The organism is Litoribacter ruber, from assembly GCF_018500185.1.
Classification (GTDB): domain Bacteria; phylum Bacteroidota; class Bacteroidia; order Cytophagales; family Cyclobacteriaceae; genus Litoribacter; species Litoribacter ruber.
Window position 1 is genome coordinate 78272 of the sequence record NZ_JAHBGI010000011.1, and the last position, 25199, is coordinate 103470.

Here is a 25199-nt window from a genome sequence, read left to right on the forward strand (position 1 = left end):
AGAGTATATGAAAATTCTGTATATCGAGGATAATAATATTAACAGGATGATATTCGAGACGCTTCTGTCTCCGAGAGCTGACATTGCTTGTGCAGAAAATGGTCCCGCCGGCCTAGAGATGGCTGCCAAAGACTGCTATGAAATGATTGTCATCGATTTGAACCTTAATGATCCCAAAATGGACGGGTTTGATGTATTGAAATCCTTGAGGGAAAATGGCTATTGCCAAAAATGCAGCTCCTCAAAACTATTTGCCTTGACTTCTTATGCCGGCGATGAATGGGAAAAGAAGTGTATAGAGGCAGGTTTCGATGGCTATTTCAACAAGCCCTTGGATCCCAACATCATTCTTGAAAATTATAATGGTAACTGAAACCCTTAAGGAATCCACCAAAAAACACCATTCTCTCACCGAAAAAGCGCTAAACTCCAAACAGATTTTCCAGGAATCGTTTGATTTAGAAGCCTACATCCACATTTTAAAAAATCTTTATCTTGCCCATGAGCTCATTGAAAAAAAGCTCATGGAGCAGGAAAACCCCGAATTTGCAGACTTAATGCAAAGGCATTACCTGATGCGCAAAGGTTTGCTTGAAAAGGATCTGCAAAACCTTTCTGCTGATATTCCCTCAAATTCCAATGTCGTGTTTGATTTGGAAAACACCAATCAGGCCTTGGGTGCACTCTATGTGCTCAAAGGATCAACATTGGGCGGAAAATTCATTTACAAACATCTACATAAAGTATCCCAAAACTGGGAAAAAACCTCCTTGGAGTTTTATGGATTTGAGCATGAGGAGGTGATGGAAAACTGGAAGCTTTTTACACAAGAGCTCAACGCCCTGCCTATTTCACCCGATAAGGAAAAACAAATGGTAATAGGCGCCGAAAAAGCTTTTACTACTTTTATTGAAGTAAGTGAAGAATTTTCCAAAGCTTAATATTCCTCATCCTTGGCCACTTTAAATTCTCCGTTATCCTTTGTAGCCACCAAATTGGTAGCCAGCTCGAAAAGGTGTGCCTGCGATTCATAAAAGTGCATCATATACCCCGCTGTATTGGGGAAGCAGATGAGGTCACCGATCTCAGGCAGGTTTTCAAAAGCCAGTTTGCGTTTCAGGATCAATTCCTGCTCAAGGCAATACGCACCAACCAAAAACCCCTCTACCGGTTGCTGAGTCTGTTTTGTTTTCATTGAAATGATGATGGGATCTAAAAGAAAGTCAGCACTTGAGCTGAACATCTGCGTGCGGTTCATTTCCAAACCTACTAGCCAATCACCGTTCATATCCTGCTTTCTAAATGCCACCCGGGCTACTGTAATCCCCACCTGATCCAAAAGTGACCTTCCCGGCTCAATTCTGATCTCTATCTCAGCATGCTTATTCAAAACCTCATAAAGGGCAATACCTTCCGCATTTTCGAAAGTCAAAATTTGCTCTAAGAATACCGCCCGGGGAGTGGTGTTGTAGTAGGGATAAACTTTGGGCTCTCCGTGAAGCTTGCCATCCACTAATGTCATCCCCAAGGGATCGTTGGCAAAAGTGATAGGGGATCTTTTCCCTAAAACGGCATTTTTTAATGACTGATGGAAGTCTTCCCACTCATTTTTATCATGCAGATAATTCATCAGGAATCCACCTCCGATATCGATAAATTGGGTTTTAATTTCCTTCTCTGCCAAAAGGTCCACCATATTAAGTGTTTGAAACAGGGCATTTGCCCTTTGTTCTGGAGAATAACCGTTGAGGTGGAAATGGAATCCGGTAAAGTTAAGGTTTTGAAATTGATCTTTAAAACCTTCTGTAATAAGGTGGAAGGCTTGGGAAAAGGTGAATCCGAAACGGGTATACAGGATTTCCCCTTCATGCTCAAAACCTCCCAGTCTTATCCCGATATTTATCTTTTTGCCCAACTGTATGGCTGTCGCATTTGCAAGTTCACATTCATCCAGGTTGTCCAATACAATTGGCACTTGGTTTTGAATGGCAAGATCTATCAAGCGTCTATTTTTGACAGCTGCGGTAATGGCAATATTTTCTGGGTCAAGCCCTTCATGTATGCACTGTTCAAGTTCCCTGTAGCTGGCCGTATCGACCCCAAACCCCAGTTTTTTGGCTTCCTTTACCATGGACCGGCTTTTATTGGCCTTTCTGGCAAAGTATATTCTATGTTTGATATTGTATTTTTTGAAAACCTGGCTAAACTCTTCAAAATTCTCTTTAAACGGCTGTGGATTGTGCACATTGATAGGGGAGTGGTGTTTATCCACCAGCTCGGCCAACTTCTTTTTGTTCTTCAAAAATTCAGATATCCATTCGTGGATGATGGGAGTCAATTTTGGTAAGCTCATATGAAGGTAAAATGATTTGACTTTACAATTAAATTAAGCAATCGGCTTTATTTTTTCGTTTTGCAGGATAGAAATGACGCTTTTCGCCCAACTACTCGTTAGATTGTTTCTGTATCGAGACAGGGTGTCATTGTCAAAAGTAATACCCTCCGTTGGGGTGCCGGCCAGATGGAGGCTGGGATTAGGAATGCCAGTGGAATCAATTGCCGCACCTTCTTTGGAAATTTCGAAGCACCCGGGTGCATACTCGCCGTTGTAAAATGGCTTGAGCAATCCTTCAGTGTATAGCTTTTTCATAAGTGGGTTAAGACCCTGCCTGAAATCCGGTCGGGCCATTCTCGCATCGATTAGCGTATCCACTTCAATCGAAAATGGAAATTTTGAACCTGAAAGCATTGGTTTTGGTCGGGTTTTATCAATTTCAAAATTTGGAGAAGGGCCCAATTCAAAAGATATGATCCCTGCATCCACAAGGGCTAATATTTTCTCCATATTGGCCACAGGGGGACCATAGGTGACCCGACACAGGCTGCCGTTCAATTTGTCCAAAGCCCTTTGTGAATCGGATGAAAAACCGCCAAAATTATAGATCCTGCCCAAATGAACCGTTACCTCCCGCCATACCGCAACTGCGGCCATAAGTGGGCTTTCAAGTTCTCCCAATTTGGTTTCTTCTATGGATTGGGCGATATAATCCCGAACTGATGAATGAAACTCATCATGTGATTCAATTTTTTTGTTGTGGAAGGGATCCAAAAAGCTTTCAAATATAAAACCATCATTGTCTGTATTTTTCACTGTGGAATAATAGGCCTCCTCAACCTCCTTTTTCAACAAAGGAAAAATGGATTTTTGGAAGTCAATTTGATTTTCAGCTGAATGCTTGATTAAATCATCAAAATATGGCTCTGTGAGATGTTTCAATTCATATTTCTTACCCTCCGGAATTGGTCCTCGAGGAAGCATGGGTAGACTGCTTCTGGAAAAACAATAAATTTTATTCGGCTCTTTACCCGATGGAAAATACGTCAATTTATCCTCTATCTGCATAAATGTCCCACCTCTGCCCTCCGTAAGCGCCAAGGCAGCATCAATAAATGTGAGCCCCACACCTTTGATGGCTACTACCTCTTTTGCTGGCAGCTCGGTTAGTTGTGGGGCTACAGGATAAGCTTTAGGTATGAATTTAAATGTGGCGTGTTTGGAAGCATAATCCTTAAGATTTTTTTCCAATTCTGTATCAAAGTTCTGGGAATGCCCAGATGCAATCAGGATTTTTTCATAACCACCCAAATGAGTTTCTGAATTTGTGGTTAAGTAGTAATTTCCGGCTTCAATCTCTATATCTTGAACAGGCGCAGCGATAAGATTTACCTGCATGTTTGCTGGTAAGTTTTCAAGGACTTTCCTCAGCCCATCCTGCAAGTATGCCCCCACCAGCGATCTGCTGGCATAATCGGTAAACTTAGCTGGGCAGTCGGTGAGATTCATTCTTTCTACCCATTGCCACAGGCTCAACTTTTCACAGGAGATCTGATCCGGTTCATCGATCCAAATATTGATGTTGCCGATATTATAGTTAATCAGCAAATATTCCGGCTGGTCCACACGGTAATTGTTACCAGCAGCAAAATGAGGGGTTTCATTAAACCAGTCCACTATAAGGGCATGCGTAGCATCATGCATATAGGCCACCAGTCTCTCCAATGCATAAAAACCCTTTGGTCCGCCGCCAATAATAGCAACCCTGGGGATATCCCGAGTTAAAGCTAATCCAGTGGCAGGAAGGATAAATTGATCAATGACCTGATGGTTTTCTTCAATTCGTTTGGTATAGATGTGATTTGTCTTCCAGATCATGCGTAAGTTTAAAATTTTAATGATTTTTCAAATTCCTCACCAAAATGATCTTTCACCCATCGGTTGTTATACACCGTGTCTAGATACCTTTCCCCTCGGTCGCAGATGATGCCGGCAACCGTACTTCCTTTTGGTAGATGGGGAAGAGCATATTGGATAGCACTCACGATGGCTCCAGAAGACCCTCCAGCTAAGATGGCTTCCTTTTTTAACAGTTCCCGGCACCCTCTTATGCTATCCTGCTCGCTCATAAGGATGGCCTGTTCGACCAGGGATTCATTGAGGAATTGGCTTTTTCGGCCAGCCCCAATACCCGGAATAACTCTTTTGGCAGGACTGTCGCCAAAAATGATGCTTCCTTTGGAATCCACAGGGACAACTTTCGTTTTGGCGCCTTTCATGTGAATACGGTCCGCACAGCCCATAATAGTGCCACAGGTGCTGGTGGCCACAAATAGATAATCCAAGTTCCCGTACAGTTCGTCCAATATCTCATCCACAGTTTGGTGGTGGGCCTCGGGGTTAGCCGGATTGGCGTATTGATTGGGCCAAAAGGAATTGGGGATGCTGTCCAGCAGCTGTTCTACTTTTTTCAGCCGGGCCTTTAGATAACCCCCAGTGTCATCGGGTTGGGTGACTTTTTCCACTTTGGCCCCGTAGGTTTTTAAGATCTTCACCGTTTGCGGATTGATGTAAGGGTCAACTACCAGAGTCAGGGGAATGCTATGGCAAAGGCAGATTTGTGCCAACCCAATCCCCATATTGCCCGATGTGCTTTCTACAATTCTGGTTGTGGAGTTTATTTTGCCCTCCGCTATGCCCCGTTGTATTATATTTAGAGCCGTGCGGTCCTTGATGGATCCTGCCGGATTGAATGCCTCAAGTTTGCCAAACACCTGCTCTCCAGGAAAGAGTTTAGTGAGGGGAACAAGCGGAGTATGGCCTATGGTGGCTAGAATTCCCGATGCCAAGGCTTCAGTTTGAATGTTCATATGGTAGTGGTCAGTAGTTTACAAAATTATTCTTTTGTGATTTTTTTAGGAATCTCAATTCAAAATCATAATTTTGAATTTATAACTGAATAATTTTAATAAATAGTATTACTATAAAAATGTGCAAAGCCTGCGCCAATAATTCATAACAATGGGCAAAACCCTCATTAAAGCTGAATGGTAATGGAATTTGAAAAACTCACTGCAGAAAATTTTCCTGAAGTAATCCAACTCTGGGAGGCCTCGGTCCGCTTTTCTCACGATTTTTTGAAAGAGGAAGATATTTCCCTTATGAAACCCATGCTAATAAACACCTACTTGCAGTCCCTCAACCTGGTGGGCCTGTACAAGGGGGGGCTGATTGGGTTTTATGGCACCCGATCAAGCAAGCTCGAGATGCTCTATGTGCTTCCCAATTATATTGGCCAGGGCTACGGCAAGGCTTTGCTGCAACATGCCCGGGAATTTGAAAAAATTGATGCGGTGGAGGTGAACGAGCAAAACCGCTCCGCTTTGGCCTTTTATGAGCATCAGGGATTCAGAATAGTCAACAAAATAGAAAAGGACCACTGGGGATTGGGTTATCCACTTGTCCATATGGTTTTTGACTAATTTTCCGAGTTGTTGTGGTTTTCTTTTGGCCATACCTCATGAAGCTTTTCCCCACCCTTGATTCCAAAATCCAAGGTTCTGATGGGGAAAGGGATCATGATGTCATTTTCATCATACTGTTGCTTAATGGCCATGATTGCCTCACTGCGAGCCTGTAGAAAGTCGGGTTGTTTTTTAAATTTTACCCAAAAACGCACCACATAATTTATGGAGCTGTCGCCAAACTCCGTGAAATAAAGGGAAATGTCTTCATTTGAAAGCACGTTGTTCACTGACTTTACCGCTTTTAAAGTGACCTCTTTTACTTTTTGGAGATCGTCTCCATACGATACGCCACATTCCAAGTCTATTCTCCGCTTGCCATGGGTGTTGTAGTTGATTATGGTGTTTTCAAAAACTTCCTTGTTTGGCACAATGTGAATTTGACCCTGCAGGGAGCGGATGATGGTGGAGCGGAGATTGAGCCGCTGCACGATGCCTTTTGAGCCCTGCGTTTCGATCAGGTCACCTTCTTCAAATGGCCTGCGGATAGCCATGATCACCCCCGACATGAAATTTGCCATGATATCCTGAAAAGCAAAGCCCAGGGCCAGACCGATGATACCGGCACCAGCCAAAAGGGTGGTGACCGTCCTGGTAAGATCCAGCACACCCAGTGCGATGAAGCAGGCCACCAAAATGATGGCTACATGGATAGTGGTCGTGATCAAAGATAGCAAAGACTCATGCCTGGTGACTTTTCGTAGGGCCTTATAAATTAGGTTTCTGGCCACCTTGGCAATGATCGCACCGATGAACACCACGATCACCGCCAATACAAAATTTGGCAACATGGCTATTATCGTAGTTGCCCAATCTTCTAGTTTGGTAAATATTAAATCTGATGCGTCTCTGATATCCATTTGCTAAAAATTGATTTGGTCACTATTTCAACAAATCAAATAGGTGATTGTTGTCACTACACACAAAATTCTAATCTGCATGAAGATCCTTCTTACCGGAACTACCGGATATATTGGGCAAAGACTGCTCCCAGCACTGTTAGCTGATGGCCATCAGGTTGCCTGTTGCACACGGGACAAGCAGCGGTTTGACGCCAGTAAGTATGAGCAAAAAAACCTATCCATAGTTGAGATTGACTTCCTGAAAGAGGACACTCTGGATTCTGTACCCGAGGATATTGATGTGGCATTTTACCTAATCCATAGCATGTCAAGCAGTAAAGGAGATTTTGAATCCCTGGAGGAAAAGTCGGCTAAGAATTTTGTGAAAGCCATGGAAAAAACCCATGTAATGCAGGTAATTTACCTAGGCGGTATTGTCAATGACAAACAACTTTCCAAGCATCTCCGCTCCAGAAAGCTGGTGGAGGATACTTTGGGCAAGGGAAAGTTTGCCTTGACCACTTTGAGGGCGGGGATTATTCTGGGGTCCGGAAGCGCTTCTTTTGAGATTATCCGGGATTTAGTCGAAAAATTGCCCGTGATGGTGGCGCCAAAATGGCTCAATACCAAATCACAGCCCATCGCCATTCGGAATGTCATCCAATTTTTGAAAGGCGTGGTAGGATTGGAAAAAACCTATAATCAGCATTTTGACATTGGCGGCCCCGAAATCCTGACCTATAAAGAAATGCTTCTTCGCTTTGCCCAAGTGAGAAACCTCAAACGCAAAATCATTACTGTTCCGGTCATGACACCGAAGCTGAGTTCCTATTGGCTGTATTTTGTTACCTCTGTTTCCTATTCATTGGCCGTCAATTTGGTCAGCAGCATGAGTGTGGAAGTGGTGGTGGAGGAAAATGATCTGGCAAAGTGGCTGGATATTAAACTTTTGACCTATGAGGAGGCCATAAGGGTGGCCTTTGACAAGATCCAAAATGAGGAGGTAGTGTCGAGCTGGATAGATGCCCAGGCCAGAAATGTGCTGGCAGGTGGGATATCCCAGCTATCCCAAGTGCCCACCTACGGTTGCTTTGTAGACAAACGGGAAAAAGAAGTCCGCAGTGTAGAGGATACGCTGATGAAAATCTGGACTATAGGTGGGGATACGGGTTGGTATACCTCGGATTGGCTTTGGAGGTTCAGGGGCTTTTTGGACAAGCTTTTTGGTGGAGTAGGGCTGCGTAGGGGGAGAAAGCATAAGTCTGCGATATTTGCCGGAGATTCGCTTGATTTTTGGCGGGTCCTATATGCCAATAGGGAAGAAAAACGCCTTCTGCTTTATGCAGAAATGAAACTTCCCGGGGAAGCATGGCTAGAATTTGAGATCAAAGACAACAAAATCGTGCAGACGGCCACCTTCCGGCCACTTGGTGTTGCCGGAAGGGCATATTGGTATTCCGTATTGCCTTTTCATGGGATAATTTTCAGAAGGATGATAAATGAATTGGCTAAATGATGATTTTATAATATTTTAATTTACATAAATAATATTTTTAAAAAACATTGATTTTTAGTATATTTATATACTTTTATCATTGTTTTATGGGCACCCTGATGCAATTGGCTAATAGATTTGGAGGGATCAATTTACTTTTCATCCCCCTGGCAATGCTTTTTTTCCAATGTGCCTCATCGACCAAAGTGAAAAGGGAACTCCGACACGTAGAAGAAATCCAAAACCTTAATAAGGAAGCCCAAAGGCAATATTTGAAAGTTCATCTTCTGGATGGGCACCTCTATATCTTGCAGGACTGGCGATATGATTTGGATCACAAATATGTCTCCGGCTATGGACGCTACCTCGATCCCAACAGGCAGCTGATCCAAAGCAAGCTTCCCAAGGAATCCCAAGAGAGTAGAAGATCCAGTGTAGTTCCCTTTTTCATTCCCTATGATCAGATTTTGATGGTGGAAACAAATTCCCGTGGCTTCAATGCCGGGGTGGCAACCTTGGCCATTACCGGGCTGACCACCATGATTATTTCCGTCAATTGCCTCGTAAATCCCAAATCCTGCTTTGGCTCCTGCCCAACATTCTTTGTACCCACTGAAGATGGGCTTCAGCTTGTGGGGGAAGGTTTTTCCTCCAGCATAAGCAGGTCTCTGGAAGATACAGATGTGGATAGAATCGATGCTAAAATGATATTGGGTTCACCGGTTTCCCTGACGGTCAAAAATGAGGCCTTGGAGACGCATATGATAAGGAAGCTGAATATCTATCAGGCTCAAAGTAGTGCGGGAAACAAGATATATTATAGCAATGAAGGCAGGTTTTATGAAGTATCAGGAATTAGGCAACCTTCTTTGGCTACAAACAAGGGCAAGTCCATTTTGTCCTATGTGGAGGAAAAGGATGAGCTGGAATGGTTTAGCCTGGCTAATGATAAGAATTTAAATACCAAAGAGGAGATTTATTTGGAATTTGAGCAGACTGGGGAGCCTGTTGGACTCATTATTGACAAGCGGCAATCTCTGATGACCACTTTTTTATTCTATAACTTAATATCCCTGATGGGGCAAACGACCGGCTATTACATTTCGGAAATGGAATTAAACAAACCTTACCTCAAAAAGCGGATCGAAAAAATGTATGGGTTATTGGGGGGTATAGAGGTGGAAATACGGAATGATAGAGGGAAGTGGGAGAAATGTACCAACCTGCGCGAAGCAGGCCCAATTGTGACAGACTCCCACTTTGTGCCCCTGCCAAGTAGCCCTGCTCAAGATAAAATCCAAATCAGGTTGAGGCTCACTGAAGGGCTCTGGAGGATAAATGAATTAAGTTTGGGGACGATTGTGGGGGAAATAACGCCCGAAAAGCTGCATCCTGCCAATGTAGTGGTAAATGGCAAGGCAGCAGATGAGCTGCTGGCCAAATTGCACTCCGATGAATATGTGGTGACATTTCCTGGAGATGAATTTACCGTGCTATATCCGTCCACAATCACTGAAAACACGGAATATTTTATTGAAAGCAAGGGCTACTACTTGGAGTGGCTGAGGGAGGAGTGGATGAAGGATGCGAATATCCGTATGGCAAAAAAGGTAATCATGTGGCCTTCTTGGTATTTGAGAGCGATGGCCCCTGTTTTTAAAGAAATAGAACCTGAGATGGAAGAGGCGTTTTGGAGCAGCAGATATACCAACCCATGAAACTGTTTTTCTGTATCCTGCTGATTTTATTGCTGCTTGGTTTTACCAACTGCAGCAATAAATTTAATAAGGCTCCCAAAAACAGTGTGCCCATGAGGACAAAAATTGATAAATCTCCCTATGGGGGGTATACTGTAATTTACGACCGAGATAACCAGGTATTTTATGGTGAGTTGATTGGTAGCAGAAACGATACTTTGGTAATTATAAACAGCCAGCTCCATCTACTTCCCATGGAAAATATTGCGAGTGGCAAGGTTATTTATTTTCAGCCGTACAATTTTATAAATATTTGGCTTTATTCTTCCATCCCCACACTATTGCCCTTGGTGCATATTGCCGAATATGGAGGGGCACCCTTGCTTTTTACGCTCGTTGCCTCCGGATTTAACATGCTTGGCGCGCTTCCCGCCATGGGGATTGAAAATGAGTTTAAGAATTACCATACTTTTGAGGATGATAGGCTGAGTTTTATGAAGTTTTCCCGTTTTCCGGCAGGCATCCCACCACAATTGGACCTCAATCAACTCTCTGCTCCAGAAGGGTTTGGGGTCATGATAAAAGAATAATTTTTACCCGTGAAAATTTACCTTATGGCAGAATTTAAGTATATTTATTCATGTGTTTTGGTGCAGTCCGGTAAAGTGCCAATTTTTTCCTGCGCACTTTTATGTAGCAAGTTTTAACATCCACTTTTCCTGAGTATTATGAAAAAAATCCTTGTCCCCACCGATTTCTCCCAAGGTTCCAAAATCGCAACGGAATATGCCTTGGCCATTGCCGAAATGTGCAACACCTCCATCGTTTTTCTCCACATTGTAGTCACCCCGCTAGACTGGGTCAACCTGCCCCTTGAAAAAGAAAAACTCTATCCCGAGACAAAAGCGGAAATAGCCAATGCGAAACGGGCTTTGCAAGAGTTGGAAAATAATGCCCATGCTAAGGGGGTGGCAGTAGAGACTAGCCTCCAATTCAACAAAAGCCGGGAGGCCATCGAAGAGCACATCATTAAGGGTGAATTTGACTTGGTGGTAATGGGTTCGCATGGCGCAAGAGGCATCAGGGAATTCATGATTGGGTCAAATGCGCAAAAGGTAATCCGAAACAGCGCCGTGCCAGTGCTGGTAGTGAAAACCCCGCCGGATGAATACACTTTCAGAAACATAGTTTTTGCATCCACCTACCAAGATGGGCATATAGCTAGCTTTCAGAAGATCATTGAGCTAGGAGAAAATCTTGCCGCTCCCATACACCTTCTTTATATCAATACCCCTTATTACTTCAAGGAGACGGAAGATATGGAGTATATGTTGAATAGCTTTGCTGAAGGCTTTCCCAACAACAATTTCCAAAAGCATATTTATAATGCCTTCAATGAAGAGCGGGGCATCAGTAATTTTATGACCAACAAAGGGATGGATGTGCTGGCGATTGCGACAGAAGGTAAGTCGAGCATCAAACAGCTTTTTTCACCGAGCTTGACAGAAAGCCTGATCAACCACCTTGACAATCCGATATTGACGCTTAACTTAAGTAAAATCCAATGAGGGAAAAAGTAAGGGGATTTAATATCCCCTTACTTTTTCCCTCAGGTTTTCCCAAACGTTACCTCTCTGGTTGCGTTTCTTCATCCGCTGTCTCTGGCGTTGCTTCTTTTTCTGCTCTTTACTTTTCACAATGACATGTCGGGCCGAAATGCCTACTTGGCCGCTGTACCAAGGTGTTCTGGACCCCACGATGTTAACATTGGGCTTATAATCCAGGCTAATATTGGTTCGCAGCAGGGTCATTTCGACTCCTAAGATTAATTCAGCATTCAGGGTGTTATTACCATAGGTGGTTACGATTTCCCGTGTTTCCGGATTCCGGTGGGTGCTTTCTTCCCAGCCAAAGCCTACCCCGGTGCCATAATAATAATTAAACCTCCTGGAAATTATCCGGGAATGCTTTTGTACCAAAGCGTGAAAGGTAGTGTTGTTGTTAAAATCCGTTTGGGCTATACCTTCAAGGGTGAAATTGTCAAATACCCGCTGCTGCACACTAAGGCCGATAGTCCGGTGGTTTTTGTTGCTTCCCAGCCTTAGGCCGGCAGATGTGCCATAGCTCTGCGCCCAGGTATCAGCTCCTTGGAAAAAAAATATACCCATCAACACCCAAATCCACTTCATAAAAATCAAGTTAGCCTATAATTATCTACACATACGCATAGTATGATGTAATTATACTTCCCAACGCTCAATATTCATAATTAATATCAAAGGAGGCCAAGTAGTTTTTCGTTTCCAGTAGAATTTGGTTTTCTTGGTCAATCCATTCTTCGGTACTTTTGTCGGTAAGAGGTTTCCAATTTTTATCAGCCCAAACCTTCATCTTGTTATCCTCGATGATGAAATGGCCCCGAGGGTTATCCACGGCCAATAACTGCTGATTTTGGAAATAATAGACAAACTTGCCTTCAGGCCGGTCTACCTCCATTACTACTGGCCAGCTTTCTCCGTCTGACCGTAATACCAATAATTCTTGCTGTCCCAGTGAATCCTGTTTTTCCTGCTCCTTGGCATCCAAAGCCGAATGGGCGGCCGATAGCATCTGTTCCAACTTGGGCTTAATCTCTGAAACCGTGCGCTCCTCTCCGCCATTGGTTACCGTATCCATTGGTTCGTTGGACGGCATGGGAGCCTCAGAGCTGGTTTGCGGGGCCTGGCAGCCAATCATGACCGCCAAAATCAGCCCGGTGATAAAATTCTTATTCATACGTCAATGGTAATCTCATATCAATGTACAGTTTATTATCCTTTAAAATCAATCCAAAATGCCAAAACTGAGAAAAAATATTTTTGGATTCTTTTTTGATATGTAAATAAGCCTAACCTTAATTATTGGAAAAACCTCTTTAGGATGAAATTGGACAAGAAAGTAGTGATTGTAACGGGAGCCTCAAGCGGCATAGGTGAGGCCATTTGTTTCAAATTGGCCGAGGAAGGTGCCACTGTGGTGATGGGTGCTAGGCGCGAAGATATACTGGAGCAAAACTGTGAAAAAATCAACCAGCGTGGAGGCAATGCCTGCTATGTTCCTACCGATGTGACCTTTAGGGGAGATTTGGAAAGAATAGTAAAATTCACCCTGGACAAGTTCGGTAGGATCGATGTGATGATCAATAATGCCGGGGTGATGCCATTATCCTATTTTGAAAGCTTGGACCATGATGGCTGGGATGCCATGGTGGACACCAATTTTAAAGGCGTGATCTATGGCTGCGGCGCCGTGCTGCCGGCTTTTTTGGACCAAGGTGATGGGCATATCATCAACATTTCCTCAGATGCCGCCCTGAAAACCTTTCCGGGTGGGTCGGTGTACACCGCCACCAAAGCTGCTGTAAATGTATTTACCGAAGGACTAAGAGCCGAGCTATCGGCAAGCAAGGGTATCAGGGTAACCTGTGTGATGCCAGGGGCGACCATTTCCGAGATTTCCTCAACGATAGAAGATCCTAAAGTGATTGAAAACCGAAAGATAAGCGGGATGGATGAGATGAGGATGTTGCTCCCAGAAGATGTGGCCGGCACTGTTTTATATGCCATTTGCGCCAGCAAGAGAGCCAATGTAAATGAAATAATTGTCAGACCTACAGATCAGGCTTAAATCAAAATATTTATTCCTTCGTCTGTCAATTCCGCAGAAAAGACCTTCAGATCTGGGCAATTACCCCCGGATCTGAGGTCGCCTGTATGCAGGTCAAAGCGGTAATGGTGGAGGGGGCAAATGACTTCCTCAAATCCGTTAATCTTTCCATCAGCCAAAGATGCGGATTGATGGGGACACAAATGCTGAAAGGCAAAGACTTTTTCCCCCACTCTAGCCAGGCAAACCAAATCACTGCCCAGTTGAACTTTTCGTATGGCCCGCTCGGGGAGCATGCTGAGTGCGGAAGCCCTATCGGTACCCAACGTAAATTTCTTAGACATAGCGGAGCTCGTCTATGTGCCAAAGGATCACTCCGTAAATTATAAATCTGGCCACCCGCCATAGACTGTATCTCAGGTACTTTTTGCGGTTATATGCTGAGGCACCACCCATTAGACAGATTATCCCAAAAGGAAGTGGGCTCAAGGCAGCCACTATGATCAGAAAACCTCCATATTCACGGAATAGCTTGTCGTATTTGGAGAAAAATTTGAGCTTAATAGCTCTGAATTTCTGATTGTTTCGCAAGTTTCTACCTACCGTGTAAAGCAGAAAACCTGCAGCATAGGAGATCAAGGAGAGAAATAGCACCTTGAACATAAAGTGCAAAAATGTACCATCTTGCAATGCCCAAATTATGAAAATTTCTGGTGGCAACAGGCCGGATAAGCCTTCAGAGGCGATAAAAATAGAAATAATTAAAGTGACTCTTCCAAAAAAAGGCTGTAACCAAGCAAAGCGCTCGGCATCTATGGTTTTGCCTGCGATGATGAATGTCCCGATCAGCAGGGCAAACATAGCGAGACCTTTGATGATGTTTTTAATTAAATAAGCTCTTTTCTCTTTTTGAGAATGAACTCGTAGTTCCTGTTCCATTAACATTTTAAAAATAATTCCAATTTTTAATCCTTGGAGAAACAAAGTAAATTAGCATAAGGTTGCCTGTAAGGCTTTTAATCTATTTTGCCTAAGTGCAAGTTCCGCACCATAAGAGGTCAGCCTGCCAAGATTTATTTGACGCTGCAAAGAAACAATTATTTTTAACCAAATAACCTTTAATATCATGACAAGATTACTATTAATAGCTTTATTTATGATTAGTGGACTGGCATATGGTCAGGATTTGGAAGGAGCGTGGAGGTTGACTCATGTAAATGGACAGGACATGCCTCAACATGAATTCGTCAAAATTTACCAAGATGGGTATTTTGCCTTTGGAGCAAAAGAAAAAGAAGGGGACAAGTTCCACAGTGCCGGTGGCGGGGAGTTTGAACTTGATGGCAGTAGCTATTCGGAAACCTTTGACTTCCATACCGACAACGAAGGCCTCATTGGCACCTCCAATTCCCATCAGGTGGACTGGGTAGAAGGCAAGTTGGTGATCACTGGCCAGGATGATGGTAGGGAGAGAATTGAAATTTGGGAGAAAATCAGTGACGACAGGGATGACCTTACCGGAAACTGGGTTTTCACCGGCCGTCAAAACAACGGTGAAATGAGCCGATCTACGCCTGGAGCTAGAAGAACAGTAAAAATCCTCGGTGGGGGTCGATTCCAATGGATTGCTTTCAACTCAGAGACCAAGCAGTTTATGGGCACAGGGGGAGGAACTTATTCTGCTGAAAATGGCAAATACACGGAGAACATTGAATTTTTCTCCAGAGATGATAGCCGAGTGGGCGCCAGTTTGGAGTTTGATTATGAAGTGAAAGATGGCGAATGGCACCACAGCGGCAAAAGCTCCAAAGGTGACCCTATTTACGAAATCTGGTCTCCCTACAAAGAAGCGTATAAAAAATAAGTATTGCCGGGTTTCACTATTTGATACCTGCCTGCTTAAATTTGCTTTATGATAGCTGAAAACAACAAAGTAGTGAGTGTGGCCTATGAGCTACATGTGGATGATGGCGAAAACGGGAAAGAATTCCGTGAAAAAGTAACTAAGGAAGAACCTTTTCCTTTTCTTTTTGGAGCTGACAATATTCTGCCAAAGCTTGAAGAAGCGATCTCCGGCAAAACTGTTGGAGATTCTTTTGAAGTTTTTATTGATTTTGAAAACGGCTATGGCGACTATGACGAGGCCAGAAAAGTGATCATCCCGAAATCCAATTTTAAAGAACAGAACAAAAAAAATAAAGGCCTGCTGAAAGTCGGAAATGTGATCCCGATGAAAGATGACAAGGGCAATCGTCTGAGAGGGGAAATTTTAAAGGTGGATTATAAAGGTGTCCATATGGACTTTAATTCCCCGCTGGCGGGTTACGATCTTTATTTCAAAGGTGAGATCGTAGCTATCCGTGATGCAGAACCTGAGGAACTCGAGCATGGACACGTGCATGGCCCAGGAGGTCACCAACATTGATAAATTTATAAAAGACGGCTCAGGGCCGTCTTTTTTGCTTCTCCCACGAAACCTTTTCGCTTAATTAATATTGAGTATTATATGAAATTTTACAAAATTACTTTTTTCCTTTTGCTCTTTCTGGCGCCTATCACGCTATTAGCCCAAGAAGTCCAGTTAGTCATTTTAGATAAGGATACACGTGAAACACTCCCCGGAGCAACTTTGCAGGCCGAAAATCTGGAAACCCAAGTTTCGAATAATAATGGATTAATAAGTTTTACACCCGCCCAGAACTACTTTGTAAAGGTGAGTCATGTGGCTTACGAAAGCCAAAGCTTCCAGCTGAGGCCAGGGATGACAAGGGAGGTGCTGCTAGAAAGAAAAAGCACCGCTTTAGGTGAGGTAGTGGTGTCGGCATTTGAGACAGACAGGCCACTGCTTGAACAGGGTGCGGCCATTAGCAGGGTGTCTGAAGCGGATCTTTATAGATTCAATGAAAGATCAATCGTTCAGGCTTTCAACACCAAGCCAGGCATTAGAGTAGAGGAAAGGGCGCCCGCAAGTTATAGGATTTCTATCCGGGGGAGTGCCTTGAGATCTCCTTTTGGAGTAAGAAATGTAAAGGTCTATTGGAATGACATGCCTTTTACCTTTCCTGATGGCACTACGCCCCTGAATCTGCTGGATCTTTCGAACATCCAAAATTCCGAAATCATCAAAGGTCCAGCTGGAAGCATTTATGGAGCAGGAAATGGTGGGGTCATTAATCTACAGAGCCTGCAACAGCCCAATCAAAACAAAATCAGCTCAGAGCTGGGTTTTGGCGATTTTGGAATGCTTCGGTATAGGTTTGCCGTAGATCAGCGCACTGAAAATGGAGGGATCAGCGCTTCTTATGTGCACCAGCAATCTGATGGCTATCGAGACCACAGTGCTGTTGACCGCAAGGTTTTCCAATTGGGAGGGCATTTTTCCCCATCTGCCAAACAAACCATTTCTACCAACATTCTTTACAGTGACCTAAATTATCAGATTCCTGGTGCACTGACTGAGGGGCAGCTTTTGGAAAATCCGCAAATGGCCAGACCGGGTTCCGTTGAGCAAAATTCCTCTATCGCCCAAAAATCCCTTTATGCAGGAGTCACGCATTCCTATCAGATTTTGGAAAACCTGGAAAATGTCACCAGTGCATACGTGCAGACCAGTGAATTTGAAAACCCTTTCATATTGGATTACAAGCGGGAATTGCAGCATAGTTACGGAGGAAGGACCAAATTTGTCTTTCAGGACCAATTGGGCTCGGTGGGCTTGAGGTTGATAGCGGGTGGGGAATACCAATATGGCAAGACAGCTGCCCAGAACTTTGGCAACCGTGATGGGGTGGCCGATACGGTGAGGTTTGCTGATGACCTGATTACCACACAGGGTTTCTTGTTTCAGCAAGCGGAATTTGAGCTTCCCTCTGATTTGATTTTGACGTTGGCATTTAGTGAAAATTTTTCCCGGTATGACATAAACAGAAGTATTGATGCACAAACCGGAGTGCCATCGGGTGCCGAAAGGAGATTTGACCCGGTGATCATTCCCAGAATTGCAGTGGTGAAGAGGATTGGAAACAATGCTGCAGTGCATGCCAGCGTCAGTTCAGGATTTTCCCCGCCTACCATTGCCGAGGTGCGGACCAACGAGGGCTCCATCAATTTGGACCTCGATGCCGAAAGAGGGGTAAATTATGAGGCAGGTTATAGAGCCGGTTGGTGGCAAGGCAGGGTAAACCTGGATGCCAGCTTATTTTATTTCCGACTGGACCAGACTATCACTTCCTTTACCAATGAGCAGGGGGTGGTGTTGTTTAGAAATGCCGGTGCGACTGACCAAAGGGGTATAGAGGCCCTGCTGGATTATACCTTGGTGCAAAATCCCAATGCTTTCCTTTCCAACCTGAAATTTACCCATGCCTTTACTGGTCATTATTTCGAATTCAGGAACTACGAAAGCGGGGGGAATGATTTTTCCGGAAATAAGCTGACGGGGGTTGCCCCAAATAGTTTGGTTAACCAGTTTGATTTGACTACCAGTTTGGGATTCTACTTGAATCTCACCCACCATTTCGTGGATGAGATTCCATTGAATGATGGCAACACGGTCTTTCAGGAGGCTTACAATCTGGTAAGTGCCAGATTGGGATGGAGGAAAACTTTCATCAATAGATGGGATCTGGAAGTCTATGCTGGTGGCGAAAACTTGCTCGATGAATCGTATAGTTTGGGAAATGATTTGAATGCCTTTGCCGGCAGGTACTACCAACCTGCTCCGGGAAGGAATTATTTTGGCGGTCTAAAAGTTGGATTTAGATATTGACAGAGTTTTGGATCGAATGAAAATTTGATATTTTGCTGAATAGAAAAATATAATGACTTTATGGAAAGACCTGATTTTAATATTGAGGAAGTAAATAAGATTATCCGGAACAGGAGAAGTATGTTTGTGGCTCAATTTAAGGAAAATGACCCCGTAGATGAGAGCATAATTGAGGAGATGTTGGAAAATGCCAATTATGCGCCCACCCACAAACTGACCGAGCCGTGGAGGTTTACGGTTTTTGCTGGTAAGGGACTTCAGAAATTTGCCGATTTTCAATCCCAACTTTATAAAGAAAAAGCCGATCGCGAAGGCACATTTAATGAAGCTACCTACAAAAAGCTTCAGGAAAATCCGCTAAAGGCCTCCCACATCATTGCGATTGGCATGAAGCGGGACCTGAAAGTCAACCTGCCCGAGATGGAGGAGATTGCCGCAGTAGCCATGGCCGTTCAAAATATGTATCTGACGGCATCCGCACATGGATTGGCGGCTTATTGGGGAACAGGTGGGGTTACTTTCTACCCTGAAGCCAAAAAGCATCTAGGGCTTGAAGAGGAAGACAGACTAATGGGTTTTTTCTACATAGCAAAGCCTGCCTCAGACCATTGGCCAGCCGCCAGAAGAAAACCAATTGAAGAGAAAGTCTATTGGGTGAAATAGAAAAATAGCCGGTTGACGCCGGCTATTTTTTTGGGGTTATCAATAGATAGATGATAGGCAAGATGCCTGCGGTATTGAGAATCAGCAAGGCCACAAACCAGCCCTTTTGCCTGACTTGTGCAGCACGCCACATGGCGATTCCTTTCCATGTCAGTTCCCACGCTGCCGCTAAGAGTATAAAAATGATAAACCAGGTATGTTCAAACAAGGAAGAATCTGTCATAACAAAGGGGTTAAAAATTACTGGTAAAGCGATCCATGAATGTCAATCTGAATATACTAAACTTTCGCAGAAATTCTGGAGTTCTGCACTTTCATCTAAAAAAATTAACTTTGCAGAAAAGGAAATAATATGGACTTTAATAAAATCATAAGGTTTAAAATAGGAGGCGAATTGTGGGAGGTGCCCTTGGGTGTGCTATTGCTCGTTGGTGGCATCACGTTGCTGCTGATGATTGGTGGGGCCTACCTGGGATTTACCTTCGGGCAAAATCAGTTTTAAAAATCAATGATGGAAGTCTGCATGAAATAGCAAGAAAAAAAGCGGCTAAGAGCCGCTTTAAGATTTTTAGAAAGGGAGTACATCGTCTCCGCTGTCTTCGTTGAATGTGGTTACTTCAGGCATCTTGTTTGGAGATGCTGCATTTCCGCCACCTTGGCCGCCTTGAGCGTCAACTCTCCAAGCCTTCACGTCGGTGTACCATCTGCCATTATATTCTCTGCTTTCCACTTCGATCCCGGCCGTCACATCCATACCTTCTTTCATGCCGAACTGGTCGATCTTGTCTCCCCACACGGTCATACAAACTTTCTTTGGATACTGTCCGGTGGTTTCAAGGATGTAGTCCTGCTTTCTCCAAGCACCGTTTCTACCCGTTCCGCCTTGCTCAGGAAGTACCTGAATAATTTTTCCGCTGATTTCCATATATATCTGTTTTAAATTATTTCCGAACCACGAAGGTAATCATTTTTGAGCGATTAACCCTTTTCACTTTCAATTCTCTTTTTCCTAAAGGAAAGTTAATGAAATGGCTTAAATGAATTGTCAATTGTCAATATTGAATTTGAACTGTATCAACTTAGGATAATTCAAAAGCCACAATTTTGCGAAAAAATTTTATATGGAAAACCTTTTTAATTTATTTCAATATCAAAATATTATGAAATTTGTTTCTGAGATTGCCATTTTTGCTTTTCATTTCCAACGAATCATTCTATCAACCAATTAATCAAATTACTTAGTGAAATGGGTGTAATAAATAATTAACTGGATGAAATGATACTCCAACTGTGTTTTCTGCAAAAATGTAAAAAATTAACACTCACTTTTTACCATCTACAAAATACAATTTACGTTTTTTAAACGATTAGATCCTTTGAGGAACAGATTTGGATAAGATTTCGATTTGAAGAAACTAATCCGGGCCGGCAGGTGGTTATTTATGGATTCAAACAATTTTTATGGCATCAGGAAAAAGGAAAAAATTTACTGAAGGGAAAATCCTGAGTTCATTGGTCAGCTTGGCTGGCCCCATCATTTTGGCAAATATTTTACAGACCGCTTACCAACTGATCGACACCTTTTGGCTGGGAAGGTTGGGTGCAAATGCTGTGGCGGCCGTGAGTTTGAGCTTTCCGATCTTGTTTCTCATCTTGGCAATCGGTGGCGGGCTTACCCTAGCTGGCACCGTGATGGTGGCGCAACACCATGGAGCCGAAGACCAAGAACAGGTGAATTATAGCTCCAGCCAAACGGTGATAGTCATTTTCTGGGTTTCACTTGTCCTATCGGTAATCGGTTTTTTTGCCGCTCGGCCCATGATGACCTTGGTAGGGGCGGGGCCGGAGATTTTGGAAGACTCAGTGTCTTATTTCAAAGTGTCCTCCATCGGCTTTATTTTCCTGTTCATGTTTTTTGTCTTTCAATCCCTCATGCGTGGGATTGGAAATGTCATGTTGCCGGTGTATGTCATCTTGGTCACGGTTTTCCTAAATCTTGTTCTTGACCCGTTATTCATATTTGGCTTTGGGCCCATTCCAGGTTTCGGTGTGGCAGGAGCTGCGGTGGCCAGTGTGATCACCCAAGGGCTTTCGGCTGCCACAGGAATTTACCTCTTGTTTAGAGGCAAAATTGGGATTAGGGTCAAGCTTTCCATGATGCGTTTTGACTTTCCTTGGGTCAAAAAAATGGTTTATCTGGGGATACCCTCCAGTGTGGAGCAATCTACCCGCGCTTTGGCCATGGTGATGATGATAATATTGGTCACTAGTTTTGGGAGTGAAGTGGTGGCTGCCTATGGAATCGGGGCCAGGATACTCAGTTTTGTGATCATACCGGCATTGGGATTCGCCATTGCCACCACCTCGCTGGTAGGCCAAAATATAGGGGCAAGAAAAATCAAAAGAGCGGAGAAAGTCGGAAACCTCAGTGCAAACATCGCTTTTTTTGGACTTACCTTTATCGGGATCTTACTTTTCATATTTGCAGAACCCCTGACGGCCTTTTTTGTGCCCAATGAGCCCACGGTAATCCGTGACGGTGCATTATTTATAAAAATCATGGCTCCAAGCTTTGGGCTATTGGGTGTGCAGCAAATATTGAACGGGGTGTTCAACGGGGCGGGCTTTACCAAAGCCTCCATGTTCATTTCCATTTTGAGCCTCTGGGTGATCCGTTTTCCATTGGCTTATGTTTTGGCCTATAAAACCCCCTTGGGCTACGAGGGGATTTGGTGGGCATTTCCTGCTTCCAATCTTGTGGCTGCAATTGTCGCATTCGTGTATTTCAAGATGGGATACTGGAAAATGAGAGTCTTCCGCTACCGGCATTCCAATTCGGTTTAAACGTTTAATTTTTCCGGATGAGCTTAAATTTGGGTATCTTTAAGGTCTATGGCATTTAGTATTAAAGACTTTTTTCACAAGGAGTTTGTCTCAAAGGGTCTGGATATTGACAACCATCAATTCATCCAGGCCATGGAGATTGCCCTTTTTTCGGACAGGTCGCTTTTCCTTACAGGGAAAGCCGGAACGGGTAAGACCACCTTTTTGCATACCCTCAAGCACCTGGGCATAGACAAGAGAATGGCCGTGGTGGCCCCAACGGGCGTGGCCGCGATTAACGCCAAGGGAAAGACCCTTCATTCCTTTTTCCGCATCGATCCTCGGCAGCTGTTTTTGCCCGACGATCCAAGGCTAAGCGCCAAAACCCACGATAAAAAAGTTTCGATATACAATACATTCCAATATTCCAGAGAGAAGATCAATATTTTCAAAAAGCTGGACTTGCTTGTCATTGATGAGGTTTCCATGGTCAGAGTGGAGATGCTGGATGTAATTGACAAAATTCTGAGGGTTTTTAGAAAAAAACACCATTTGCCTTTTGGCGGGGTGCAGCTGATCCTGATTGGGGATCCGTTTCAGCTTCCGCCCGTAGTGAGAAATGAAGAGTGGCAGCATTTGGAGCCTTTTTATCAAACCCGTTTTTTCTTTGGCTCAAGGGCCTTTCAGGAACTCGCTCCCATTCATATAGAACTCCAGAAAATATATAGGCAAAAAGACGAAGATTTTAAAAACCTGTTGAATAGGGTCAGGGAAAACCAGCATACCTATCAGGACATACAGCTTCTCAACCAAACCACCTCCAAGTACGACTTTAAACTCCTAGACGAGGGATATATCCTTTTGGGAACCCATAATCATACGATCAATGGGATAAATGAAATGAAATTAAAGGAGCTGAAGGGAAAGGAATGGAAATATTCTCCGGAGATAACGGGAAATTTTCCAGCCAGTCTAAAGCCCTTTGATCCCCTGGAACTTGTTTTAAAAGCTGGTGCCCAAGTGATTTTTATGAAAAACAATCCGGATTCCGGCTTTTACAATGGTATGATCGGGAAAGTGCTTGAGTTGAAGCAGGATGTAATCAAGGTGCAGAACGACCGGGGGAGGATATATGAAGTTAAAAGAGAGCTGTGGGAAAATATCGAATACAAGTACAATGAAAAAGAGGATCATTTGGACTCAGAAACAGTAGGTACCCTGTCCCAATTTCCCCTGAAACTTGCCTGGGCAATCACGGTGCATAAAAGCCAAGGCCTAACCTTTGACAAGGCTATTCTGGATATCAGCAGAAGCTTTGAGGCGGGGCAGGTATATGTGGCATTGAGCAGATGTACCAATTTGGAGGGCTTGGTGCTAAAAGGAAAAATTTGGGAAAATAGCGTCAAAGTCAGTCCCGATAGTCTAAATTTCAGCAAGCAACAGTCAGACTCCATTTACATTGAGCAGGAATTGGAATATGCACGGGCATTTGTGGCCTGTAGGTATGCTTTCGCAGCTTTTAAAGAGGGAAATTACAGGGCTGCCCAAGAACTTTTCGACGAAATCCAATCGGTAGTCGACATTACCCAGACCCTAAAATGGCAACAATTCCTACAAGTAAAAGACTGGCTCGAGAATCGGACTTACGTGAAAAACGAGTGAAAAATTTGACTTTAAATAGGAATAATTTTTAAAAACCACAGAGGCGCGGAGAGCTCGGAGAAAATTAGTAAGAAGTGAGAAGTAAAAAGTGGATTTTTGAAATAACCTCAAACCTTTCATTTTTTACTTCTCACTCACTTTGCGTTTCTCAGCAGTTAATTTTTAATCTCTGGTACCTCTGGGCCTCAGCGGTTAATTTTGAAATTAAACCTCCCATTTCTCTATTTTATAAGCGCTATCCCAAAACATCCACTCCAGCTTGCTGGCCATTTCGAAGGCATCCAGCATCTTTTCCTGGGCTTCGGGGCTGGCTTTCTCGGCCAGGGCATCGGTGATGTCAATGGCGAGTTTTACCGATTGTGCAAATTCCTCACCTGCGTAGGTTTCGATCCATTTTTTGTATCGATGGCCCTCGTGGTGATGGTTTTCATAAATATAATCCCCCACTTTTTTGTAAATCCAAAAGCAGGGCAATACACCCGCCACACCCACTTCCACATTGGAATAGGCCGCTTGATTGAGAATGTAATTGGTATAAAGCAGGCAGGTGGGGGAGGGGTTAACCAGATCCGGTATGCCGAATTCTTTAAAATAACTTTCATGTAGGGCTCTTTCCACCACTATGGCGCCACTGGCAAATTCCGAAAAGGCAAGCACATGGTTGAGGTCATGCAGGCGACCGCTCAAAGTGCTGAGGGTTTTGCCAAATTCACCTAGATAGTAGGCATCCTGGGCCATATAAAATTTAAACTTTTCTATTTCCAAAGTTCCTTCCATCAACTCCTGATTGAAAGGCATGGCTAAAATTTTCTCATACAGGGGCGTGATCCGCTCCCAAGCGCGTTGGCTAAATTTCATGCTTAATCTGTTTTTTTGGATTATAAAAATGGTTTAAAGGTCCATTGCCGGATCCTGTCACCACATCTTTGCCCTGATCTATGGCCTGCCAGATGTACTCACGAGCATTGTGCACTGCATCCTCCAAGTTATGGCCTTTGGCCAATTCTGCTGCAATCGCCGAGGAGAGCGTGCAGCCTGTGCCGTGTACATTTCTGGTGTGGATCTTCGGGCTGTCGAAGGTCAAATGGGCATTGCCATCTTTTACCAACACATCGTATACCGTTTCCCCAGCCAAGTGCCCTCCTTTGAGCAATACCGCCTTTGCTCCTTTAGAAATCAGTTTTAGCCCGGCAATCTCCATCTCGTCCTTGTCAGTGATTTTCATCCCGGTCAGTATTTCCGCCTCATCCAGATTAGGGGTAATTACTTTGCAGAGGGGGATTAGTTTTTTGGCGAGTGCCTCCACGGTTTCATCCTGGATGAGCTTGTCCCCGCTGGTGGCCACCATCACGGGATCAAACACTACCGGGATTTTCGGATACCTCTTAAGTGTTTCTACAATGACATCCACAACTTCAGGCCTGTCCAGCATGCCTATTTTGATGGCCTTGGGCTTGATGTCCTCAATCACGGCCAAAATTTGCCCTTTGATGATATCAGGAGGAATGGAGTGAATTGCTGTCACACCCAAGGTGTTTTGAACCGTGATTGCTGTAATGGCAGAGGTGCCAAAGCAACCGAGTGCGGAAAAGGTCTTGAGGTCGGCCTGTATCCCCGCGCCCCCTCCACTGTCCGATCCGGCAATGGTGAGGACGGGAATATATTTATTTCTTAAATAGTTTTTCATGGGTGACTTATTATAAAACCTGCCAGGTTATTCGTGAAATTTATCCAATCTGGCAGGT

27 protein-coding genes are annotated in these 25199 nt (G+C 43.9%); 15 read left to right on the plus strand and 12 right to left on the minus strand.

The genetic code is table 11. From position 1 onward, the window contains the following. Nucleotides 1-7 precede the first annotated feature (7 nt). Both KIH41_RS14475 and KIH41_RS14480 read left to right on the plus strand, forming a co-directional pair. Nucleotides 8-373, plus strand: coding sequence for a response regulator (locus tag KIH41_RS14475; RefSeq protein ID WP_213944280.1), 366 nt, complete (start codon nucleotides 8-10; stop codon nucleotides 371-373). Further along, nucleotides 363-941 (plus strand): biliverdin-producing heme oxygenase, encoded by a 579-nt coding sequence (locus tag KIH41_RS14480; protein ID WP_213944279.1) that lies wholly within the window; start codon nucleotides 363-365, stop codon nucleotides 939-941. Before KIH41_RS14475 ends, KIH41_RS14480 begins: the two co-directional genes overlap by 11 nt. Here the strand turns inward: KIH41_RS14480 and KIH41_RS14485 are convergent. From KIH41_RS14485 to sbnA, 3 genes are read right to left on the minus strand one after another with little or no spacing between them, the layout of a single operon-like run. Then, the gene (locus KIH41_RS14485; RefSeq protein ID WP_214162838.1) at nucleotides 938-2353 is read right to left on the minus strand and encodes a type III PLP-dependent enzyme domain-containing protein; all 1416 of its coding nucleotides are present in this window, start codon (nucleotides 2351-2353) and stop codon (nucleotides 938-940) included. The two genes, KIH41_RS14480 and KIH41_RS14485, sit on opposite strands and share 4 nt — an antisense overlap. Before the next feature lie 33 nt (nucleotides 2354-2386). Beyond that, the gene (locus tag KIH41_RS14490; protein WP_214162839.1) at nucleotides 2387-4213 is read right to left on the minus strand and encodes an FAD/NAD(P)-binding protein; all 1827 of its coding nucleotides are present in this window, start codon (nucleotides 4211-4213) and stop codon (nucleotides 2387-2389) included. 8 nt (nucleotides 4214-4221) lie between these two features. After that, nucleotides 4222-5205, minus strand: coding sequence for a 2,3-diaminopropionate biosynthesis protein SbnA (gene sbnA / locus KIH41_RS14495; RefSeq protein WP_214162840.1), 984 nt, complete (start codon nucleotides 5203-5205; stop codon nucleotides 4222-4224). Nucleotides 5206-5388: 183 nt separating this feature from the next. On the opposite strand from sbnA, the gene KIH41_RS14500 reads away from it, so the two are divergent. After that, nucleotides 5389-5817, plus strand: coding sequence for a GNAT family N-acetyltransferase (locus tag KIH41_RS14500; RefSeq protein ID WP_214162841.1), 429 nt, complete (start codon nucleotides 5389-5391; stop codon nucleotides 5815-5817). Here the strand turns inward: KIH41_RS14500 and KIH41_RS14505 are convergent. Beyond that, nucleotides 5814-6719 (minus strand): mechanosensitive ion channel family protein, encoded by a 906-nt coding sequence (locus KIH41_RS14505; RefSeq protein WP_214162842.1) that lies wholly within the window; start codon nucleotides 6717-6719, stop codon nucleotides 5814-5816. The two genes, KIH41_RS14500 and KIH41_RS14505, sit on opposite strands and share 4 nt — an antisense overlap. A gap of 79 nt (nucleotides 6720-6798) precedes the next feature. On the opposite strand from KIH41_RS14505, the gene KIH41_RS14510 reads away from it, so the two are divergent. From KIH41_RS14510 to KIH41_RS14525, 4 genes are all read left to right on the plus strand, one after another. Beyond that, nucleotides 6799-8217 carry an SDR family oxidoreductase gene (locus KIH41_RS14510; protein WP_214162843.1) on the plus strand — a complete coding sequence of 473 codons (1419 nt, stop codon included), beginning with the start codon at nucleotides 6799-6801 and terminating at the stop codon, nucleotides 8215-8217. Between the two features lie 86 nt (nucleotides 8218-8303). Then, entirely contained in the window at nucleotides 8304-9914 is a 1611-nt protein-coding gene (locus KIH41_RS14515) for a hypothetical protein (protein WP_214162844.1), read from the plus strand. Continuing rightward, nucleotides 9911-10483 carry a hypothetical protein gene (locus KIH41_RS14520; protein WP_214162845.1) on the plus strand — a complete coding sequence of 191 codons (573 nt, stop codon included), beginning with the start codon at nucleotides 9911-9913 and terminating at the stop codon, nucleotides 10481-10483. Before KIH41_RS14515 ends, KIH41_RS14520 begins: the two co-directional genes overlap by 4 nt. 138 nt (nucleotides 10484-10621) lie before the next feature. Continuing rightward, entirely contained in the window at nucleotides 10622-11461 is an 840-nt protein-coding gene (locus KIH41_RS14525; RefSeq protein ID WP_214162846.1) for a universal stress protein, read from the plus strand. 18 nt (nucleotides 11462-11479) lie between these two features. Here the strand turns inward: KIH41_RS14525 and KIH41_RS14530 are convergent, their stop codons facing one another. Both KIH41_RS14530 and KIH41_RS14535 read right to left on the minus strand, forming a co-directional pair. Continuing rightward, entirely contained in the window at nucleotides 11480-12082 is a 603-nt protein-coding gene (locus KIH41_RS14530) for a hypothetical protein (protein ID WP_214162847.1), read from the minus strand. A gap of 67 nt (nucleotides 12083-12149) precedes the next feature. Beyond that, nucleotides 12150-12668, minus strand: a complete 519-nt coding sequence (locus KIH41_RS14535) for a hypothetical protein (RefSeq protein WP_214162848.1) — start codon at nucleotides 12666-12668, stop codon at nucleotides 12150-12152. Between the two features lie 144 nt (nucleotides 12669-12812). On the opposite strand from KIH41_RS14535, the gene KIH41_RS14540 reads away from it, so the two are divergent. Further along, a complete protein-coding gene (locus tag KIH41_RS14540) occupies nucleotides 12813-13559 on the plus strand; it encodes an SDR family oxidoreductase (RefSeq protein WP_214162849.1) in 747 nt (248 codons plus the stop codon). Here the strand turns inward: KIH41_RS14540 and KIH41_RS14545 are convergent. After that, nucleotides 13556-13882: a Rieske (2Fe-2S) protein gene (locus KIH41_RS14545; RefSeq protein ID WP_213944266.1), complete on the minus strand. Its 327-nt coding sequence runs from the start codon at nucleotides 13880-13882 to the stop codon at nucleotides 13556-13558. The genes KIH41_RS14540 and KIH41_RS14545 overlap by 4 nt on opposite strands. Beyond that, complete coding sequence (locus tag KIH41_RS14550) at nucleotides 13875-14477, minus strand: hypothetical protein (protein ID WP_214162850.1); 603 nt, start codon at nucleotides 14475-14477, stop codon at nucleotides 13875-13877. Before KIH41_RS14550 ends, KIH41_RS14545 begins: the two co-directional genes overlap by 8 nt. Nucleotides 14478-14664: 187 nt before the next feature. On the opposite strand from KIH41_RS14550, the gene KIH41_RS14555 reads away from it, so the two are divergent. The 4 genes from KIH41_RS14555 (at nucleotide 14665) to KIH41_RS14570 (ending at nucleotide 18969) form a co-directional block, all read left to right on the plus strand. Continuing rightward, nucleotides 14665-15402, plus strand: a complete 738-nt coding sequence (locus KIH41_RS14555; RefSeq protein ID WP_213944264.1) for a hypothetical protein — start codon at nucleotides 14665-14667, stop codon at nucleotides 15400-15402. Nucleotides 15403-15450: 48 nt separating this feature from the next. After that, entirely contained in the window at nucleotides 15451-15963 is a 513-nt protein-coding gene (locus KIH41_RS14560) for an FKBP-type peptidyl-prolyl cis-trans isomerase (RefSeq protein ID WP_214162851.1), read from the plus strand. A gap of 81 nt (nucleotides 15964-16044) precedes the next feature. Continuing rightward, complete coding sequence (locus KIH41_RS14565; RefSeq protein WP_214162852.1) at nucleotides 16045-18306, plus strand: TonB-dependent receptor plug domain-containing protein; 2262 nt, start codon at nucleotides 16045-16047, stop codon at nucleotides 18304-18306. 60 nt (nucleotides 18307-18366) lie between these two features. Continuing rightward, the gene (locus tag KIH41_RS14570; protein WP_213944261.1) at nucleotides 18367-18969 is read left to right on the plus strand and encodes a nitroreductase family protein; all 603 of its coding nucleotides are present in this window, start codon (nucleotides 18367-18369) and stop codon (nucleotides 18967-18969) included. Between the two features lie 22 nt (nucleotides 18970-18991). Here KIH41_RS14570 and KIH41_RS14575 read toward each other — a convergent pair whose 3' ends face one another. Continuing rightward, nucleotides 18992-19192 (minus strand): DUF5652 family protein, encoded by a 201-nt coding sequence (locus KIH41_RS14575; RefSeq protein ID WP_213944260.1) that lies wholly within the window; start codon nucleotides 19190-19192, stop codon nucleotides 18992-18994. 129 nt (nucleotides 19193-19321) lie between these two features. Between KIH41_RS14575 and KIH41_RS14580 the strand changes: the two genes are divergently transcribed. Continuing rightward, nucleotides 19322-19471, plus strand: coding sequence for a hypothetical protein (locus KIH41_RS14580; RefSeq protein WP_213944259.1), 150 nt, complete (start codon nucleotides 19322-19324; stop codon nucleotides 19469-19471). Between the two features lie 66 nt (nucleotides 19472-19537). Here KIH41_RS14580 and KIH41_RS14585 read toward each other — a convergent pair whose 3' ends face one another. Further along, on the minus strand, nucleotides 19538-19894 hold the full coding sequence (locus KIH41_RS14585; protein WP_213944258.1) for a DUF3127 domain-containing protein: 357 nt from the start codon (nucleotides 19892-19894) through the stop codon (nucleotides 19538-19540). Nucleotides 19895-20430: 536 nt separating this feature from the next. On the opposite strand from KIH41_RS14585, the gene KIH41_RS14590 reads away from it, so the two are divergent. After that, entirely contained in the window at nucleotides 20431-21813 is a 1383-nt protein-coding gene (locus KIH41_RS14590) for an MATE family efflux transporter (RefSeq protein WP_213944257.1), read from the plus strand. 48 nt (nucleotides 21814-21861) lie between these two features. After that, on the plus strand, nucleotides 21862-23454 hold the full coding sequence (locus KIH41_RS14595) for an ATP-dependent DNA helicase (RefSeq protein ID WP_213944256.1): 1593 nt from the start codon (nucleotides 21862-21864) through the stop codon (nucleotides 23452-23454). A 204-nt stretch (nucleotides 23455-23658) separates the two neighbouring features. On the opposite strand, the gene tenA is transcribed toward KIH41_RS14595, so the two are convergent. Together tenA and thiD are read right to left on the minus strand one after the other, a co-directional pair. Next, a complete protein-coding gene (gene tenA, locus KIH41_RS14600; protein ID WP_213944255.1) occupies nucleotides 23659-24312 on the minus strand; it encodes a thiaminase II in 654 nt (217 codons plus the stop codon). Further along, nucleotides 24302-25141 carry a bifunctional hydroxymethylpyrimidine kinase/phosphomethylpyrimidine kinase gene (thiD, locus tag KIH41_RS14605; RefSeq protein ID WP_213944254.1) on the minus strand — a complete coding sequence of 280 codons (840 nt, stop codon included), beginning with the start codon at nucleotides 25139-25141 and terminating at the stop codon, nucleotides 24302-24304. Before thiD ends, tenA begins: the two co-directional genes overlap by 11 nt. Nucleotides 25142-25199 lie beyond the last annotated feature (58 nt).

What these genes read in the sequence shown, in the direction of transcription:
- KIH41_RS14475 (WP_213944280.1), top strand. Translation starts at nt 8, where the DNA reads ATGAAAATTCTGTATATCGAGGATAATAATATTAACAGGATGATATTC.
- KIH41_RS14480 (WP_213944279.1), top strand. Translation starts at nt 363, where the DNA reads ATGGTAACTGAAACCCTTAAGGAATCCACCAAAAAACACCATTCTCTC.
- KIH41_RS14485 (WP_214162838.1), bottom strand. Translation starts at nt 2,353, where the DNA reads ATGAGCTTACCAAAATTGACTCCCATCATCCACGAATGGATATCTGAA.
- KIH41_RS14490 (WP_214162839.1), bottom strand. Translation starts at nt 4,213, where the DNA reads ATGATCTGGAAGACAAATCACATCTATACCAAACGAATTGAAGAAAAC.
- sbnA (WP_214162840.1), bottom strand. Translation starts at nt 5,205, where the DNA reads ATGAACATTCAAACTGAAGCCTTGGCATCGGGAATTCTAGCCACCATA.
- KIH41_RS14500 (WP_214162841.1), top strand. Translation starts at nt 5,389, where the DNA reads ATGGAATTTGAAAAACTCACTGCAGAAAATTTTCCTGAAGTAATCCAA.
- KIH41_RS14505 (WP_214162842.1), bottom strand. Translation starts at nt 6,719, where the DNA reads ATGGATATCAGAGACGCATCAGATTTAATATTTACCAAACTAGAAGAT.
- KIH41_RS14510 (WP_214162843.1), top strand. Translation starts at nt 6,799, where the DNA reads ATGAAGATCCTTCTTACCGGAACTACCGGATATATTGGGCAAAGACTG.
- KIH41_RS14515 (WP_214162844.1), top strand. Translation starts at nt 8,304, where the DNA reads ATGGGCACCCTGATGCAATTGGCTAATAGATTTGGAGGGATCAATTTA.
- KIH41_RS14520 (WP_214162845.1), top strand. Translation starts at nt 9,911, where the DNA reads ATGAAACTGTTTTTCTGTATCCTGCTGATTTTATTGCTGCTTGGTTTT.
- KIH41_RS14525 (WP_214162846.1), top strand. Translation starts at nt 10,622, where the DNA reads ATGAAAAAAATCCTTGTCCCCACCGATTTCTCCCAAGGTTCCAAAATC.
- KIH41_RS14530 (WP_214162847.1), bottom strand. Translation starts at nt 12,082, where the DNA reads ATGAAGTGGATTTGGGTGTTGATGGGTATATTTTTTTTCCAAGGAGCT.
- KIH41_RS14535 (WP_214162848.1), bottom strand. Translation starts at nt 12,668, where the DNA reads ATGAATAAGAATTTTATCACCGGGCTGATTTTGGCGGTCATGATTGGC.
- KIH41_RS14540 (WP_214162849.1), top strand. Translation starts at nt 12,813, where the DNA reads ATGAAATTGGACAAGAAAGTAGTGATTGTAACGGGAGCCTCAAGCGGC.
- KIH41_RS14545 (WP_213944266.1), bottom strand. Translation starts at nt 13,882, where the DNA reads ATGTCTAAGAAATTTACGTTGGGTACCGATAGGGCTTCCGCACTCAGC.
- KIH41_RS14550 (WP_214162850.1), bottom strand. Translation starts at nt 14,477, where the DNA reads ATGGAACAGGAACTACGAGTTCATTCTCAAAAAGAGAAAAGAGCTTAT.
- KIH41_RS14555 (WP_213944264.1), top strand. Translation starts at nt 14,665, where the DNA reads ATGACAAGATTACTATTAATAGCTTTATTTATGATTAGTGGACTGGCA.
- KIH41_RS14560 (WP_214162851.1), top strand. Translation starts at nt 15,451, where the DNA reads ATGATAGCTGAAAACAACAAAGTAGTGAGTGTGGCCTATGAGCTACAT.
- KIH41_RS14565 (WP_214162852.1), top strand. Translation starts at nt 16,045, where the DNA reads ATGAAATTTTACAAAATTACTTTTTTCCTTTTGCTCTTTCTGGCGCCT.
- KIH41_RS14570 (WP_213944261.1), top strand. Translation starts at nt 18,367, where the DNA reads ATGGAAAGACCTGATTTTAATATTGAGGAAGTAAATAAGATTATCCGG.
- KIH41_RS14575 (WP_213944260.1), bottom strand. Translation starts at nt 19,192, where the DNA reads ATGACAGATTCTTCCTTGTTTGAACATACCTGGTTTATCATTTTTATA.
- KIH41_RS14580 (WP_213944259.1), top strand. Translation starts at nt 19,322, where the DNA reads ATGGACTTTAATAAAATCATAAGGTTTAAAATAGGAGGCGAATTGTGG.
- KIH41_RS14585 (WP_213944258.1), bottom strand. Translation starts at nt 19,894, where the DNA reads ATGGAAATCAGCGGAAAAATTATTCAGGTACTTCCTGAGCAAGGCGGA.
- KIH41_RS14590 (WP_213944257.1), top strand. Translation starts at nt 20,431, where the DNA reads ATGGCATCAGGAAAAAGGAAAAAATTTACTGAAGGGAAAATCCTGAGT.
- KIH41_RS14595 (WP_213944256.1), top strand. Translation starts at nt 21,862, where the DNA reads ATGGCATTTAGTATTAAAGACTTTTTTCACAAGGAGTTTGTCTCAAAG.
- tenA (WP_213944255.1), bottom strand. Translation starts at nt 24,312, where the DNA reads ATGAAATTTAGCCAACGCGCTTGGGAGCGGATCACGCCCCTGTATGAG.
- thiD (WP_213944254.1), bottom strand. Translation starts at nt 25,141, where the DNA reads ATGAAAAACTATTTAAGAAATAAATATATTCCCGTCCTCACCATTGCC.